Raw genomic sequence first — 14,599 nt, forward strand, 5'->3', positions numbered from 1 at the left:
CCGCGCCTCAGGCCCTTCGCGCCGTGCGCGGCGCGATGACATACCCCTTGCGTCCCAGCGCGTGCCGGAACCCGGCCTCCAGGTCCCGGTGCGTGGTGAGGTTGCCGAGATCGAGGCCGAGGTCGATCACGGTGCGGGCGATGCCGGGCGAGGCGCCGACGACGCTGCACTCGGCCCCGAGGAGCCCCGCGGCGCGCGTGGCCTGGATCAGGTGGTTCGCCACCGCGGTGTCGACCGAGGTGACGCCGGTGATATCGATGATGACGAACTCGGCATGGTGCCGCTCGATCGCGCCGACGAGCGACTCCATGAGCTGAGCGCCGCGGGAGCTATCCATCTGGCCGACGAGCGGAACGACGAGGATGCCCGGGTGGATGGGGATGCTCGGCGTCGAGAGCTCCTGGATGAGATCGAGGAGCCGCCGCTGGGTCTCGAGGAGGATCGCCTCGTGGCGCTTGGCGTCCTCGATCTTCTTGCGCTCGGTGATGTCCTCGCCGAGCCCGAGGAGATAGCGACCCTTGCCCTTCGAGTCCTTCATGGGGATCCACCGGGAGTGGCAGATGCGCTCCCCGAAGCGCGCCGAGGGCACGCGGAGCTCGGGGATCTCGACCGGCACGCCCCCCGCCAGGACGGCGCGGCTCTCGGCGTCGATCTTGTCGGCCACCTCCTTCGGCAAGTAGTCAGCGATGCGCTTGCCGATCAGGTCCTCTCGCGCGTGGCCATGAAACTCCTCGAACTTCTTGTTCACCCGCACGTAGCGGAGCTCCGCTTCTTCCTTGACAAAGAGGATGAGCGGGAGGTTCTCGATGATGCCGTCGAGGAGGATGCGCGTGCGCTCGAGCGACTCCTCCGTCGCCCGGCGCTCGGTGATGTCGTCGTAGATCACGGCGAGGCCCCGATCTCCCACGGGAAACGACCAGGTCGTGATGACGCGCGAGCCCGCCTCCGGGGGGAGGACCACCTCGTCCTCGGCGGTGCCGCCGCTGCGGATCAGCTCCGCCAGGCGCTGAGGAATGCCGAGCTGACGCAGGCTGGGGGCGCTCTCGTCCACGGTCCGGCCGAGGATCTCCGCCATGGGCCTGGTGGCGAGCCGCGCGGAGGCCGGGTTCATGTAGACGTAGCGGAGCGACCGGTCATCTGCGGGGATCTCGAGGGAGAGGAACGTGCAGCCGAGCTGCATCGTCTCGATCACCTGCGCGCAGCGGCGCTGGTGCTCCCGCGCGCGGCGCTCGTCCCGATCGATGAAGCGGAGCAGCGCGCCGCGGCCCCCGCCGATCGTGCAGGAGAGCCCGCGGAGCGCCCAGCGCGGCGCGCCGGAGCCCTCGCCCGGGAGGTCGCTCTCGCCCCGGTCGCTCTCGCCCGAGAGCAGCGCCTGGAGCCAGGCGAGCTCGACGGCCGCGGGCGCCGGCGGCAAGAGCACGCGATCGCCCTCCGGCGACAGCGGCAGGATCGGCGCCCCGGGCCCCGCGAGGAGCCGCTCGAGCTGCTCGTTCTTGCACCGGACGGCGCCGCGCGCGTCGATGACGAGCGCGGGGTCGTCCAGGGTCTCGACGAGCAACCGCAGATCGAGGCACACCCTCTCTTCTTTGTCTTCAGCTGCCGTATTCACGAACCCACCCCGGTGAGCCGTCCGCGTGAGCCGAGCGCGGCCCGCTGTCCTGGAGGGTCACACCGAGGGCATCATCGCTCCGTTCGTGAATTTCTGCACTCCCTGGTGAGCTCCTCCGCCGAAAAGACGGAGCGGGCGTCGCGTCCGGCGCCGCCGTCACCACCTCCGCTGGCGCCGAGGTCGGCAGGAGCGCGCCGCCGACCGACATGGTTGTCTGTGGGGGCCACGACGAGCGGCACGGCGTGGGGTTTATCCCAGATTCGAGCTCATCGCTCCCGGGCCACGCCCCCTTCGGTCGCGCCGCCGGAGCCCCAGGGACGCCGCGAGCAGCGCTGTCAACACGAGGGCATTCCCGGACGGAGCGCGGCTCGCCGAGCGGCAGCTACAGCCGGCTGGGTCGCCTGATTCCCCGCCGGAGGTCCCCCCCGACGTCTGGGCGGGCGGCGCTGAGCCTGAGGAAGCCCCACCCGTACCCACCGTGGACCCTCCGCCGGAGCCGGAGCCGGCTCCACCGCCACCGCCACTGCCGCTGCCGCTGACGGTGCCGCCGCCGCTCGTGCTTCCAACCGTGCCAGCCCCGCCGGCTCCCCCGCCTCCGATGGGCGAGAATTGCCAGGAGTTCACGTTGAGGAGGTACGACTCGCCACCGGTGAAGACCAGATAAAGATCGTGCACGCCGGTGGCGCCGTCGACCCCACACGACGTATCGCTCCACGCCTGCCAGCCCCCCGTCGCTTCGACCGCGCAGGTACCCACGAGCGTGCCGTCGGGCGCATCCAGGTGGAGCTCGATGCTGCCTCCCTCCGCGGCGCTCGCGACGCGCGCGCTGAAGCTCTCCGCCCCTTCGCCGAAGTCGACCCCACGGAGACGCACCCAGTCTCCGTCGTGGATGCTGGCGAGGTTCATCCCGCCCTCCTCGCAGGGCTCGGTCTCGATGCCGCTCTGTGCGTTGAAGGTCTCGGCCTCGACGCGCGCGTACGGGTCGAGGTGCCCGACCTGCTTGAGCCCGTCCGTCGTGTAGGTCACTGGCACGATCGAGCCGTCGGCTTTGTAGGTGAGCGACTCGAGCGCGATGTTCCGGCGATAGCCTGTGGGCTCTCCGGCGTCGGTGGCGACGGAGCGATTGTGGTAGGCGTGGTACCAGGAGCCGCCAAACTCAAAGATCGCCGCGTGGTTGTTGTCGCCGTTGTTCTTCGGCGGCTGCGCCCCCACCGTGCCACCGTACGTGAAGCCGGACGTGGGGCTCTTGCTCGTGAGGTAGTCGATCCGTATGCCGTTGGCGGGGTTCGTCGAGTACGACAGATAGTAGACGCCGTCGCGCTTGTGCATCCAGGAGGCCTCGAAGAAGTACGGGACCGTGAGCCCGATGGCCGTGCCCGAGACGCTCACCATGTCGTCGTTCAGCCTGATGATGCGCGCGTTCTGCTCGCCGTTGCCGCCGAAGTAGAGGTACGCCTGGCCGTCGTCGTCGACGAAGACGCCCGGATCGAAGAGCCACATGTTGGGGCCCGAGGCGCCGGGGGTGCTCGAGGTGATCAGGGCGCTGCCCTTCGCGTCCTTGAACGGTCCGGTCGGGCTGGCGCTCGAGGCGACGCCGATATTCGACCCGCCATTGCCGAAGTACATGTAGATGGTGCCGTTGCGCTCGGTGAGCGCCGGGGCCCAGGAGAGGTTCGCCCAGGCGCCGTCACGGGGCATGCGCATCACTTCCCCGTGATCGGTCCAGTTCTTCAGGTCGCTGCTCGAGACGGCCACGATCGACGCCATCTTGTAGCCGTCGTCCGAACCGTCCTGCTTGACGCTGTCGTCATCGTTCGAGCAGTAGAGGTAGAGGCGCCCGTCGTGCACCAGCGAGGCCGGGTCGGCGAGGTAGCGGTGCGAGGCGATGGGGTAATCGGCCAGCGCGGAAGGGCTCGCGAAGAGCCCGGCCAGGACGAGCGCGCCCCCGCGCCATGCCGCTATCGACAATTTTCGTGAAGAATGCATGTTCACCTGATCGCTCGGGGTCCGAAGCGAAATCGCGAGAGCTCGCGTGGTCTCGGGACAAAGCGGAAGGACGCCCTCCCGGGCCAAATGTGAACGTTCACATGTCGGGTGTCAACTGCAATCAGCCGGCCAGCGCCACCCGCGTGCGGGCGGCGCACCCGGTCTCGGGCCGGCGCTCAGCCCTTCTTGCGCGGCGCCTTGAGCGACAGCTTGAGCAGCACGTCGTCGCGGATCAGGTCGTCCTGCTTGCCCGGATAGACGATCCCGAAGTCCTTCCGGTTGATCACGAACTCGGCGTTGCCCGACACCGCATCGGCGCCCTCGGCGATGGTCGCGGGGAAGGTGATGGTCTTCTTCACCCCGTGCAGATCGAGCTCGCCGGTGATCGTGTGCGTCGCGCCGTTCTCGCCGCCGGCCTTGATCTGGCTCGAGGTGAAGGTCGCCTTCGGGAACTTCTCGACATCGAAGAAGTCCGGCGACTTGAGGTGGCCGTCGAGCTTCTCCGCGTCGGACTTCACCGACGCTGTGTCGGCCTCGATGCTGAGCTTGCCGCCCTCGGCCTTACCGCCGGCGAGCGTGATCGAGCCCGAGATCTTCTCGAACTTGCCCTCGTGCTTGCCCGTGACCTTCGAGCCGACGAAGCCGATGGTGGACGCGGCCGCGTCGAGGGGCAGCGCCTCGGCGGGGCCGGAGGGCGCGGCCGCCTGCGCCTGCGCCGGCGCGGCGGCCGAGACGGTCGCCTTGGGCTTGTCCTTCGTCGGATCCTCGCAGCCCGCGAGCGAGAGCACGAGGGCGGCGGGGAGCACGAGGCGAGCAATACGGGACGTGATCATGAGAGACATTCTCCTTGTCGGTCAGCCAAACTGCACAGAACGCTTCGTGAACGTGCCATAGGTGAGCCCCGTGATGGGGAACTCCACCGGCTCGCTCACGTCGATCGACGCCCCCAGGGCGGCGACCACCGGTACGAAATGCTCGTGCGTCGGGAGCGCCATCTTCACCCCCGGCGCGCGCCTGCGGTAATCGAGCAGCGCGTCGACGTCCCGGCGCGCCAGCACCTCGGCGCACCACGCGTCGAACTCCGTGGCCCAGGGCTGCGTGACCGCATCGCCGCGCCAGTCTGCCGCGCGCAGATTATGAGTCAAGAAACCGCTGCCGATCACCAGCACCCCCTCGTCGCGCAGCGGCGCGAGCGCGCGCCCCATCTCGAGGAGCGGGGCTGGAGAAAGGGTCGGCAGCGAGACCTGGAGCACGGGGATGTCCGCGTCCGGGACCATGGCGACGAGCGGCACATAGGCCCCGTGATCGAGGCCCCGGCGCGGATCCTCCGCGACCGGCCCGAGGGGGCCGAGCAGCTCCCGGACGCGCCGCGCGAGCGCGGGGGCGCCCGGCGCGGGGTAGGTCACGCGGTAGTACTTCTCGGGGAAATTATAGAAGTCGTACACGAGGGGCACGGTCTCGGTGGCGCCGAGGGTGACCGGCGCGTCGACCCAGTGGGCCGAGAGCATCAGGATCGCCCGCGGGCGCGGCATCGCCTGCGCCCAGGCGCCGAGCTCGGCCACCCACGCGCGATCGTCGAGCAGAAAGGGAGAGCCGTGCGCGAGGAAGATGGCCGGCATGCGCCCCGCGTGAGCCTGGTTCCGGGTCTCGGACATGGTACCTCTCTCGGTCGCGCCCGACGTCGACGTGGCGCCCGATGTCGAAGCCGAGCTCGATGTCCCCGACGTCGAGGACCGGCACGCGCCCGCGATGGGCGCGGCTCCGCCCGCGACAAGGAGGAGCCTCAAAGCAGCCCGGCGATTCATGGGCTCACCCTAGGACGTTTCCAGGAGTGGTACAATCCCCCCACAATGAAACGCCAGGTTGTCAAAAAGGAAACCATCGACGCGGATCTGCTCGATCTGCGGGCTTTCTGCCTGGTCGTCGATCTCGGGTCGATCACGGCGGCCGCGAGGACGCTGGGGGAGACCAAGGGCAGCGTCAGCCGCCGCATCACCCGCCTGGAGCACGCGCTCGGGGTGGAGCTGCTCCGGCGCAGCCCGCGGCTCGTGCAGGCGACCGAGGACGGCCTCGCCTACCGGATGCGGGTGGGCCGGGCGCTCGAGCTGCTGGAGGACGCGAACGCGGCGGTGCAGCAGGCGCGCGCCAATCCGAGCGGGCACCTCCGGGTGACGGCGCCGTTCGATCTCGGGCTGAGCCTCCTGGCGCCGCTCTCGGCGGGCTTCACCGAGCGCTACCCCGAGATCTCGCTGGAGATGCTCCTCACGGAGGCCCTGCTCGACTTCGACGCCCACCAGATCGACGTGGCCCTGCGCGCGACAGCGAGCCTCCCGGACTCGTCGCTCATCGCCCACAGGCTCCAGCACATCGAGCTCGGGCTGTTCGCGGCGCCGGCCTACCTTCGCAAGCACGGGCCCGTGCGCACGCCCGAGGACCTCGCGGGGCACCGGCTGCTCCTCGCCCAGACCGCGCGCGGGCACGCGACGATCGCGCTGCAGCCGCTCCCGGGTGCGCGCGGCGAGCGCGCCGAGATCCGGGTGCGCGCGGCGATCGCGGCGTCCGATTACTCCTTCTGCCGCGAGGTCGCGCTGGCCGGGGCCGGGATCGCGCTCGTCCCCGCGGTCAACGTGCGGAGCGATCTCGAGGCGAAGCGGCTCGTCCCCGTGCTCAAGGACCACGCGATCGACGGCGGCGCCCCCCTCTACCTCGTGCACCCGGGGACGCGCTTCCTGCCGTCGAAGATCCGCGCCTTCCGCGACTACCTGCTCGACGCCTTCGGCGTTCAGGGGCGGCGCGAGGCCTCCGCCACCGCGCGATAGCGGGCCGGCCCCTCCTCGCTCCCGGCCGGAGGGAGAGCGCGCCTCCCGGCCTCCCGGACGCGGGCCGTGCTCGCGTCCGAGCAGCGGAGCACCACCAACTGTTGCTGGGGAAGCAGCGCGTCCGCAGATCCGACGCCGGGCGCCGCGCGGCGGTGGGCGCGGACCCATGGACGGTCGCCGCCGGAGGGCGGCCCGCACGGCGGCATGGGTGTTGCTGCGCAGGTCGCGTACCGAGGTCCATCTGCGCACGTTCATCGACAGCAAAGGCTTTCTTCTGGTGCTCGCCGCGGCGCTGCTCGCCCTGTCCGGGTGCAAGCGCGAGCGCGGCGCGAGCGCCGGTCCCCGGCTCGCCCTGGACGCCCCGATCCCGGCCGAGCTCCCGCGCGAGACGCGGCTCAGCATCGGTGATCCGAGCGCGCAGAAGCAACTCCAGCTCTCGGGCGACATCGACAGGCTGCCGTTCCGCGTCGACTGGCAGAACATCAGCGGCGGGCCGCAGACCATCGAGGCGTTCCGCGCCGGCGTCCTCGACGCGGGCTCGGTCGGCGACACGCCGCCCATCCACGCCACCTTCACCGGCGTCGACATCAAGATCATCGCCGTGCTGGTGCGGGAAAAGCCCATCTACGAGCTGGCGACGGCGCCGGGCGTGCGGCTCGCGTCGGTCCAGGACCTCCGCGGCAAGAAGATCGCCTATTCGCCGGGGCAGGCGCAGGGCGCGCTCGTCCTGCGCGCGCTCAGGAAGGCCGGGCTGTCGCCGCAGGACGTCACCCTCGTCCAGCTCGGCAGCCCCGAGTTCAGGGAGGCGCTCGCCGGCCGACAGGTCGACGTCGCGCCGCTGTCCGGCATCACCCTGCTGCGCTACCTCAACGAGTACCGCGCCGACGGCGCCTCGTCGATCTCGCACGGGGTCCGCGACAACCTCAGCTTCCTTCACGTGCGCACCGAGGCGCTCCAGGACGCCCACAAGGCGGCGGCGCTATTCGAATACGCCAGGTGGCGCGCCAGGGCCCAGCTGTGGGCCCACGCGAACCCGGAGCCGTGGATCGAGGCGTATTACGTCAAGGACCAGGGCCTCACGGCCGCGGAGGGGCGCTTCCTGGTCGAGAGCACGAGCAAGCCACAGTATCCGAGCGACTGGACCGAGACGATCGCGCTGACCCAGGAGACCGTCGACCTGCTCGCCGAGGCCTCCGGTCAGAAGCGCTTCGAGGCCACGACGATCTTCGACCGCCGATTCGAGACGATCGGGGCGGAGGCGACCAGCGCCGCCCAGGGCGCCGGACCGACGGACCGGCCGGCGACGGCCGACAGGAGCACTCCATGACGACCACACTGCCCACGAGGGCCATCTCGCCGCGCGTCGCCACGCGAGCCGCCTCGCTGCGCGTCGCCGGCGGCCCGGATCTCACCGCGTCCGCGGATGTCCGCGCGTCGCTTGTCGGCGCGCTCGCGCGCCCGGCAGGCGGCCCTGTCGCCCGCCGCCGCTCGCGGCGCCGCCTGGGCCCGGGCCGGCGCATCCCGTACGGCGCGGCGCTCGGCCCGGCGCTGCTGCTCGTCGCCTGGGGCCTCGCCTCGGCGACCGGCGTGCTCGACGCGCGCGTGCTGTCCGCGCCGTGGACCGTGGTGACCACGGCCAGCGATCTGATCGCCGACGGGCGGCTGCTGTCCAACCTGCTCACGTCGGCGCAGCGGGCCTTCCTCGGGCTCGCCCTCGGCGTCGGCCTGGGCACCGTCCTGGCCCTGCTCTCCGGGCTGACCCGCGTCGGCGAGGCGCTCGTGGACGGGCCGGTGCAGCTCAAGCGCGCGATCCCGACGCTCGCGCTCATCCCGCTGCTGATCCTCTGGTTCGGCATCGGCGAGGAGATGAAGGTGCTCACCATCGCCCTCGGCGTCGTCATTCCGGTCTACGTCCACACCCACGCCGCGCTGCGCACCATCGACGCGCGCTACGTGGAGCTGGCCGAGACGGTCCGCCTCTCCAGGTGGCAGTTCGTCCAGAAGGTGGCCTTGCCGGGGGCGCTGCCGGGCTTCCTCATGGGCGTCCGGCTGGCGGTCACCGGCGCGTGGCTGGCGCTCGTGGTGGTCGAGCAGATCAACGCCACGAGCGGCATCGGCTACATGATGTCGCTGGCCCGCTCTTACGGTCAGACGGAGATCATCCTCCTCGGCCTCGTCGTGTATGGCCTGTTCGGCCTGGCCTCCGACGCGGCCGTCCGGCTCATCGAGAGAAGGACCCTGTCATGGCGCCGTATCCTGGCCGGCTGACCGCGCCGCCGCCCACGGTCCGGATCCGCGGCCTGACCCGCCGCTTCGGCGCCCGCACGGTCCTCGACGACGTCGACCTCACGATCCAGCGGGGCGAGTTCGTCGCGCTGCTCGGCCGCAGCGGCTCGGGCAAGAGCACCCTGCTGCGGGCGATCGCCGAGCTCGACTACGACGTGACCGGCTCGGGCGAGCTGCACATGCCGCAAAATCGCGCGGTCGTGTTCCAGGACACGCGGCTCCTGCCGTGGGCGCGGGTGCTCGACAACGTGATCCTGGGGCTCGACCTGCCCGACGCCGCGGCGCGCGGCGAGGCCGCGCTCGCCGAGGTCGGGCTCGCCGGGCGGGAGCGCGCGTGGCCGGTCGAGCTGTCCGGCGGCGAGCAGCAGCGGGTCGCGCTGGCGCGGTCGCTCGTGCGCGACCCGGAGCTCGTGCTGGCCGACGAGCCGTTCGGCGCGCTCGACGCGCTGACCCGGATGCGCATGCACGATCTCCTGCGCGAGCTGTGCGCGCGGCACCGCCCCGCCGTGCTGCTCGTCACCCACGACGTCGACGAGGCGATCACGCTCGCCGACCGGGTGCTGGTGCTCGTCGACGGCCGCATCGCCGAGGAGCAGCGGATCGAGCTGCCGGCCCCGCGCCCGCTCCGCGACCCCCGATTCCTCGCTCACCGCGAGTCGCTGCTGGCCGCGCTGGGCGTGGCGCCGGCAGCGGCCTCCACCGAAGACACCGACTCGAGCTCTGAACTGGAAGGAAGTGCCCCGTGACCCATCGGCCCGGACGACTGCATCTCAACGCGTTTCTCATGAGCGTAGGCCACCATGAGGCCTCGTGGCGCTTGCCGGAGAGCGACCCGTTCGCGAACACGAGCATCGCGCATTTCAAGCACCTCGCCCGCGTCGCGGAGCGGGGCAAGCTCGACTCCCTCTTCCTCGCCGACAGCCCGGTGCTCTGGAACAACGTCGGCCGCAGGCCGGCCGGGACGCTCGAGCCGACGGTGCTGCTCGCGGCGCTGGCGGGCGTGACCGAGCACGTCGGGCTGATCGCCACCGCCTCGACCACGTACAACGAGCCGTTCAACCTGGCCCGGAGGTTCGCGTCGCTGGATCACATCAGCGGGGGGCGGGCCGGGTGGAACATCGTCACGACCGCCGGCGTGGACGCGGCGCGCAACTTCAACCTGGACGAGCTGCCGGCGCACAGCGACAGGTACGCGCGGGCGGCCGAGTTCATCGATGTGTCGCTGAAGCTGTGGGACAGCTGGGACGACGACGCGCCGCTCGGCGACAAGGAGAACGGCGTCTGGGGCGACGACGGGAAGATCTATCCGGCGCAGCACGCGGGCCGGCATTTCAAGGTCGGCGGCGCGCTCAACGTGCCGCGCCCGCCGCAGGGCTATCCGCTGCTCGTGCAGGCCGGCTCGTCGGAGGACGGCAAGGAGCTGGCGGCGCGGTACGCCGAGGCGGTGTTCACGGCGCAGCAGACGCTGGAGGACGGGCAGCAGTTCTATACCGATCTGAAGGCGCGCGTCCGGGCGCTGGGCCGCGACCCGGAGTCGATCAAGATCCTGCCGGGCATCGTGCCCGTGATCGGCGCCACCGAGGCCGAGGCGCACGCGCTCGACGCCGAGCTCGACCGGCTCATCAAGCCGGAGTACGCGAAGCGCCAGCTCGCGCAGACGCTGCGCGTGAAGCCGGAGGACCTCGACCTCGACGCCGAGCTGCCAGGGGATCTCCCGAGCGAGGATCAGATCGAGGGGGCCAAGAGCCGTTACACGCTGATCGTGACCCTGGCCCGGCGGGAGCGGCTGACGGTGCGCCAGCTCATCGGCCGGCTCGGTGGCGGCCGCGGGCACCGGACGTTCGCCGGCACGCCCGAGCAGGTGGCGGACGCGATCCAGCACTGGTGGGATCAGGGCGCGGCCGACGGCTTCAACATCATGCCGCCGGTGCTGCCGTCGGGGCTCGAGGCGTTCGTCGACCACGTGGTGCCGATCCTGCAGCGTCGTGGTCTGTTCCGGACCGAATACGAGGGCAAGACGCTGCGCGACAACTACGGGCTGTCGCGGCCGGTGAACCGCAACCACGGTCAGGAGCTTGTCGAGGCGGCAGAGTGAGCGGCGTACCCGCTGCGCGGCGACAGCTGCGCTCGACGCGTTCCTGAGGACGAGCCGCCGTTACCTGGCGGCGGTCGCGCCGGTCTCGACGAGCCACGCCTGGGCGTCCTCGGCGAGCTCGCGCAGGGCGTTCACCGAGGTCTCGTGTACAGACTCATGGAGTAGAAGGCGAAAGCTCATGTCGGGTGGTCGTCGTGATCGCGCGACGTCCGGCGGCGCACCGTTCCGTGAATTCCGCGCGAAATCGATCGATCCAGGCGCGTGTTCATGTAGCGTCCGCGCGACATGCGCACTCCTTTTCTGACATGGATCGCCATCACGCTGTTCTCCCTGGCCACCGCCGCCTGCGGGGATGATGCTGCCGATGAACAGCCCTCCGAGGCCACTGGCGGTGCCGGCGGCACGGGCGGCAGCACCGGTGGCGGCGGCGGCGCGGGCGGCGGTTCCGGCGGCACCGGCGGCACCGGCGGTTCCGACGGCACCGGCGGCACCGGCGGCACCGGCGGCACCGATGGTACCGGCGGCGCGGGCGGCGCCGACTCGCGCGACCTCCTCGAGCAGCTCCAGGACATCGACGGCCTCACCGCCGTCGAGCAGGACTCGAGCTTACCGGGATACCGCTACTTCGTGATGGAGCTCGACCAGCCCGCCGATCACGACCACCCTGAGGGCGTCCGGTTCCAGCAACGCGTGACCTTGCACCACCGGGATCCCGCCGCGCCCGTGGTCCTCGTCACCGAGGGCTACCAGGTCCGCCCGGACTCCCAGTGGCTCGACGAGCCCGCCGAGCTGCTCGCCGCCAACCAGATCCGCGTCGAGCACCGCTTCTTCACCCCCTCCCGCCCGGAGCCCGCGGACTGGTCGCTGCTCACCATCGAGCAGGCCGCCGCGGACCTTCACCGCGTCATCGCGTCGATCCGGCCGCTCTACGAGGGCAAATGGATCTCCACCGGCGCGAGCAAAAGCGGCATGACCTCCGTCTACCATCGCCGCTTCTATCCCGCCGACGTCGACGGCACGGTGGCATACGTGGCCCCGCACAGCGCCGGCACCTCCGATCCGCGCTACGTCGATTTCGTGGCCGAGCGCGGCGATCCCGCGTGCCGGGAGGCCCTCCAGGGCTTCCAGCGCGAGGTGCTGCTGCGCCGCCCCGCCATGCTCGACCTCATGGAAGCCGAGATCGAGGTCACCTACGATCTCCTCGGCGCCGAGAGGGCCCTGGAGGTCGCCGTTGTCGAGTCGGTCTTCTCCCTCTGGCAATACAAGGACGCGAGCTTCTGCGAGCGCGTCCCGACCGCCGCGTCGGACGACGCCGCGGTCTGGGCGTTCCTCGACGAGGCGAACGCCCCCCGCCTCTGGTCCGACGCCGACCTCGACGGCATGGAGCCGTACTACTGGCAGGCTGCGGCGGAGCTGGGTTATCCGAGCTTCTCGGAGGCGCACATCGCGGATCTGCTCCTCTACCCCGGCGCGAACGCGCCCACCACGTTCATCGAGCCCGGGCCCGGCAAGGCCGCGGCCTTCGAGCCCGCGGCGATGCAGGACGTCTCCGGCTGGCTCACCACCGAGGGCGAGCGGTTCCTGTTCATCTATGGTGAAAACGATCCGTACACCGCGGCCGCCTTCGACGTCGGGGGCGCCCGCGACTCCCACCGTCTCATCGTGCCGGGAGGGACCCACGGCGCCGTCCTCCTCGCGCTCGCGCCGGCCGACCAGGCGGTGGCCTTCGGCGCGCTGGAAGCCTGGACGGGCGTCACGCCGAGCGTCACCCCGAGCGGCCGCGCCCCGGCGGCGCTGCGGCCCCTGCTCCGGGGCCGGCGCTGGGTGGCGCGCGACTAGTCTCGACTTGGGCACAGCTGCCGGTGTCAGACAGCTGTGCCCAAGCACGCCAGCAGCGGCGCCAGACGTTTTTTCAACGTCGGAGCGTTTGTGTCGGGCTCAAAAAGTCGCTCGGCCCATGAGGCGCGCCGCAGTGTCGCGAGCATGTCGGAGAAAGCTGGCAGGGTCTTGCTGGGGGAGCTCTTCGGCGAGTACCAGGGCGCCTTGGACGGTTGCGCCGAGCGGAGCTTGCAGCCGGTCCTGGCGTACCGGAGCACCACGAGCGTGCAGAGGAGCAAGGTGAATGGAGCGGTTCGCTCGACGGCGCGCTCGGTCCTGGAGCGCGGCTGCTCGAAGCCGCGCTTGCCCTTGGTCTCCTGGAAGGTGGCCTCGAGCGACCAGCGCTTGGCGTAGTGCTCGATGATGTCCCTGGGCACCATCGTCGGGTCGGTGCTGACCAGCACGTCGTCGTCGATGTGGCCCGGAAAGCCGCGCACCACGACCAGGCGCACCAGCTCGGAGCGGGCCACCGAATACCAGAGCGCGTCGAGGGTCATCACCTTGACGGTGACGACCCGCTTGTAGACGTTGACGTTGACCGACTGCCAGCGCGCCTTGGCGGCGTTGGCCTGGGCTGCCGGTGACGGCAGCCTCGTGCCTCGCACCCGCGGCCGCCCCGTCTGGCCGCCGCGGCGCGCAGGCGCAGGCGCGTAGATGGCCGCGTCGAGCCGCGCGCGACCGGCGAAGGTGACGTTGCTGGGGCGAGCCCGGATGACCGAGCTATTGGTGTAAGCCGCATCGCCGACGACGAGGAGGCGCCGGGTGCGGCAGCTGCTCGCCAAGCCGCGCGATGAGCTCAGCCGCGAGCTCGGTGATGCGGCGATGCGCGCGCCGCTGCTGCTCGCACAGCTTCTCGCTGCGGTAGAGCCGGAACAGCACCGGCAAGCACCATGTCTTGTGGAACAGCTGCACGCAGATGCCCAGCATCACCCAGAGCTGCCCCCAATGGAAAGCCACGCGCGTGGCGGTCGACAGCAGCGGGTCGCGATGCATCGAGGCGGCGGCGATCTTCTTGCCCGTGTGACGGCCGAGCGTGTCGTCGACCGCGGCCAGAAGTGGCTGGTCGCGCTCGACCAGCGCATCGAGCTACGCACCGGCGTCAGCCCCATCGCGTCGCACTCCCAGATGGCCTTGGAAAAGAAGCGGAGGAAGCTGCGGATGTGCTTCCAGCCCATGGCGTTGGCTGCCCGCACCGCGGAGGTGACGGTGTGGCGGCCGAGCGCCAGCATCCAGCCGCACGCCAACGTCAGGAAAGTGCGGAAGTTAGGTGCAGTGAGCGCGGAGAGCTGGTGCCGTGACGTCGCCGACGCTCGCGTGCACGGCGCGACGCGGAAGGTGCCACGCGAGGTGTTCGAGGCCGAGGAGCTGCCGCGCCTGCTGGCGCTGCCGGAGGCGCCGTTCGATGTGCCCATCTGGATGACGGCCAAGGTCCACACCGACCACCATGCGCAGGTCGCGCGTGCGCTCTACTCCGCGCCGTCGCGCTACCGGAACAAGAAGATCGAGGTGCGCGTCGATAGCACGTCGGTGCGGCTGTACTACGACCCTGAGCTGGTCAAGGTCCACCCTCGCGTGGCGCCCGGCAAGCGCTCAACCGATCCAGGCGACTACCCCGTCCGCAAGGCCGAGTACGCGCTGCGGAACGTGAACGCGATCATCACGAGGGCGCCCTTCCGCGCGGTCCTTCGCAAGTGGCGAGCGTTAACGAGGCTGTCACCGGCCGTCCATCGGATGGACGCAGCGGCGCGCGGAGGGCGCGCCGCTCAAGCGTTCTTCCGCCGCCTCGCCTCTCCGGTGCTGCTGACATGTCGAGCAGCACATCGAACCCCTTGATCCGGGCGTGCATAGGTGCGAAAACTCGATCGCCCCGATTCAACATGGCTGTATGCGCGCGAAGAGGCATCGGCCGAAGCGGCGCTCGGAAAG

The 14,599-nt window shown here is 70.8% G+C and carries 13 protein-coding genes; 8 read left to right on the forward strand and 5 right to left on the reverse strand.

The genetic code is table 11. The features are described from left to right. Positions 1-7 precede the first annotated feature (7 nt). The 4 genes from WMF36_RS01010 to WMF36_RS01025 all read right to left on the reverse strand — a co-directional run bounded on the left by WMF36_RS01010 (position 8) and on the right by WMF36_RS01025 (position 5,250). Positions 8-1,576 carry a PAS domain-containing protein gene (locus WMF36_RS01010; protein WP_437577680.1) on the reverse strand — a complete coding sequence of 523 codons (1,569 nt, stop codon included), beginning with the start codon at positions 1,574-1,576 and terminating at the stop codon, positions 8-10. Positions 1,577-1,858: 282 nt separating this feature from the next. Further along, the gene (locus WMF36_RS01015) at positions 1,859-3,595 is read right to left on the reverse strand and encodes a glycoside hydrolase family 43 protein (protein ID WP_437577681.1); all 1,737 of its coding nucleotides are present in this window, start codon (positions 3,593-3,595) and stop codon (positions 1,859-1,861) included. A gap of 176 nt (positions 3,596-3,771) precedes the next feature. Then, on the reverse strand, positions 3,772-4,428 hold the full coding sequence (locus WMF36_RS01020; RefSeq protein ID WP_437577682.1) for a YceI family protein: 657 nt from the start codon (positions 4,426-4,428) through the stop codon (positions 3,772-3,774). Positions 4,429-4,449: 21 nt separating this feature from the next. Continuing rightward, on the reverse strand, positions 4,450-5,250 hold the full coding sequence (locus tag WMF36_RS01025) for a dioxygenase family protein (protein ID WP_437577683.1): 801 nt from the start codon (positions 5,248-5,250) through the stop codon (positions 4,450-4,452). Here WMF36_RS01025 and WMF36_RS01030 point away from each other — a divergent pair. From WMF36_RS01030 to WMF36_RS01060, 7 genes are all read left to right on the forward strand, one after another. After that, positions 5,249-5,413, forward strand: coding sequence for a hypothetical protein (locus tag WMF36_RS01030; protein ID WP_437577684.1), 165 nt, complete (start codon positions 5,249-5,251; stop codon positions 5,411-5,413). The genes WMF36_RS01025 and WMF36_RS01030 overlap by 2 nt on opposite strands. A gap of 32 nt (positions 5,414-5,445) precedes the next feature. Beyond that, positions 5,446-6,414: a LysR family transcriptional regulator gene (locus WMF36_RS01035; RefSeq protein WP_437577685.1), complete on the forward strand. Its 969-nt coding sequence runs from the start codon at positions 5,446-5,448 to the stop codon at positions 6,412-6,414. Between the two features lie 208 nt (positions 6,415-6,622). After that, entirely contained in the window at positions 6,623-7,741 is a 1,119-nt protein-coding gene (locus WMF36_RS01040; RefSeq protein WP_437577686.1) for an ABC transporter substrate-binding protein, read from the forward strand. Beyond that, positions 7,738-8,682: an ABC transporter permease gene (locus WMF36_RS01045; RefSeq protein ID WP_437577687.1), complete on the forward strand. Its 945-nt coding sequence runs from the start codon at positions 7,738-7,740 to the stop codon at positions 8,680-8,682. The genes WMF36_RS01040 and WMF36_RS01045 overlap by 4 nt, the downstream gene beginning before the upstream one ends. Further along, positions 8,658-9,446 carry an ABC transporter ATP-binding protein gene (locus WMF36_RS01050; protein ID WP_437577688.1) on the forward strand — a complete coding sequence of 263 codons (789 nt, stop codon included), beginning with the start codon at positions 8,658-8,660 and terminating at the stop codon, positions 9,444-9,446. The genes WMF36_RS01045 and WMF36_RS01050 overlap by 25 nt, the downstream gene beginning before the upstream one ends. Further along, on the forward strand, positions 9,443-10,795 hold the full coding sequence (locus WMF36_RS01055) for an LLM class flavin-dependent oxidoreductase (RefSeq protein WP_437577689.1): 1,353 nt from the start codon (positions 9,443-9,445) through the stop codon (positions 10,793-10,795). The genes WMF36_RS01050 and WMF36_RS01055 overlap by 4 nt, the downstream gene beginning before the upstream one ends. Before the next feature lie 285 nt (positions 10,796-11,080). Then, positions 11,081-12,634 carry a S28 family serine protease gene (locus WMF36_RS01060; RefSeq protein WP_437577690.1) on the forward strand — a complete coding sequence of 518 codons (1,554 nt, stop codon included), beginning with the start codon at positions 11,081-11,083 and terminating at the stop codon, positions 12,632-12,634. A 26-nt stretch (positions 12,635-12,660) separates the two neighbouring features. Here the strand turns inward: WMF36_RS01060 and WMF36_RS01065 are convergent, their stop codons facing one another. Further along, on the reverse strand, positions 12,661-13,455 hold the full coding sequence (locus WMF36_RS01065) for a transposase (RefSeq protein WP_437577691.1): 795 nt from the start codon (positions 13,453-13,455) through the stop codon (positions 12,661-12,663). Between WMF36_RS01065 and WMF36_RS01070 the strand changes: the two genes are divergently transcribed. After that, positions 13,436-14,506 (forward strand): Mu transposase domain-containing protein, encoded by a 1,071-nt coding sequence (locus tag WMF36_RS01070; protein ID WP_437577692.1) that lies wholly within the window; start codon positions 13,436-13,438, stop codon positions 14,504-14,506. The two genes, WMF36_RS01065 and WMF36_RS01070, sit on opposite strands and share 20 nt — an antisense overlap. Positions 14,507-14,599: the final 93 nt, after the last annotated feature.

Origin of the sequence: Sorangium sp. So ce887 (assembly GCF_051521455.1) — a bacterium.
GTDB lineage: Bacteria > Myxococcota_A > Polyangia > Polyangiales > Polyangiaceae > Sorangium.

Bases quoted from the DNA above. Each gene is read 5' to 3' on its own strand.
- WMF36_RS01050 (WP_437577688.1), top strand. From the start codon at position 8,658: ATGGCGCCGTATCCTGGCCGGCTGACCGCGCCGCCGCCCACGGTCCGG.
- WMF36_RS01025 (WP_437577683.1), bottom strand. From the start codon at position 5,250: ATGTCCGAGACCCGGAACCAGGCTCACGCGGGGCGCATGCCGGCCATC.
- WMF36_RS01020 (WP_437577682.1), bottom strand. From the start codon at position 4,428: ATGATCACGTCCCGTATTGCTCGCCTCGTGCTCCCCGCCGCCCTCGTG.
- WMF36_RS01030 (WP_437577684.1), top strand. From the start codon at position 5,249: ATGGTACCTCTCTCGGTCGCGCCCGACGTCGACGTGGCGCCCGATGTC.
- WMF36_RS01035 (WP_437577685.1), top strand. From the start codon at position 5,446: ATGAAACGCCAGGTTGTCAAAAAGGAAACCATCGACGCGGATCTGCTC.
- WMF36_RS01045 (WP_437577687.1), top strand. From the start codon at position 7,738: ATGACGACCACACTGCCCACGAGGGCCATCTCGCCGCGCGTCGCCACG.
- WMF36_RS01015 (WP_437577681.1), bottom strand. From the start codon at position 3,595: ATGCATTCTTCACGAAAATTGTCGATAGCGGCATGGCGCGGGGGCGCG.
- WMF36_RS01060 (WP_437577690.1), top strand. From the start codon at position 11,081: ATGCGCACTCCTTTTCTGACATGGATCGCCATCACGCTGTTCTCCCTG.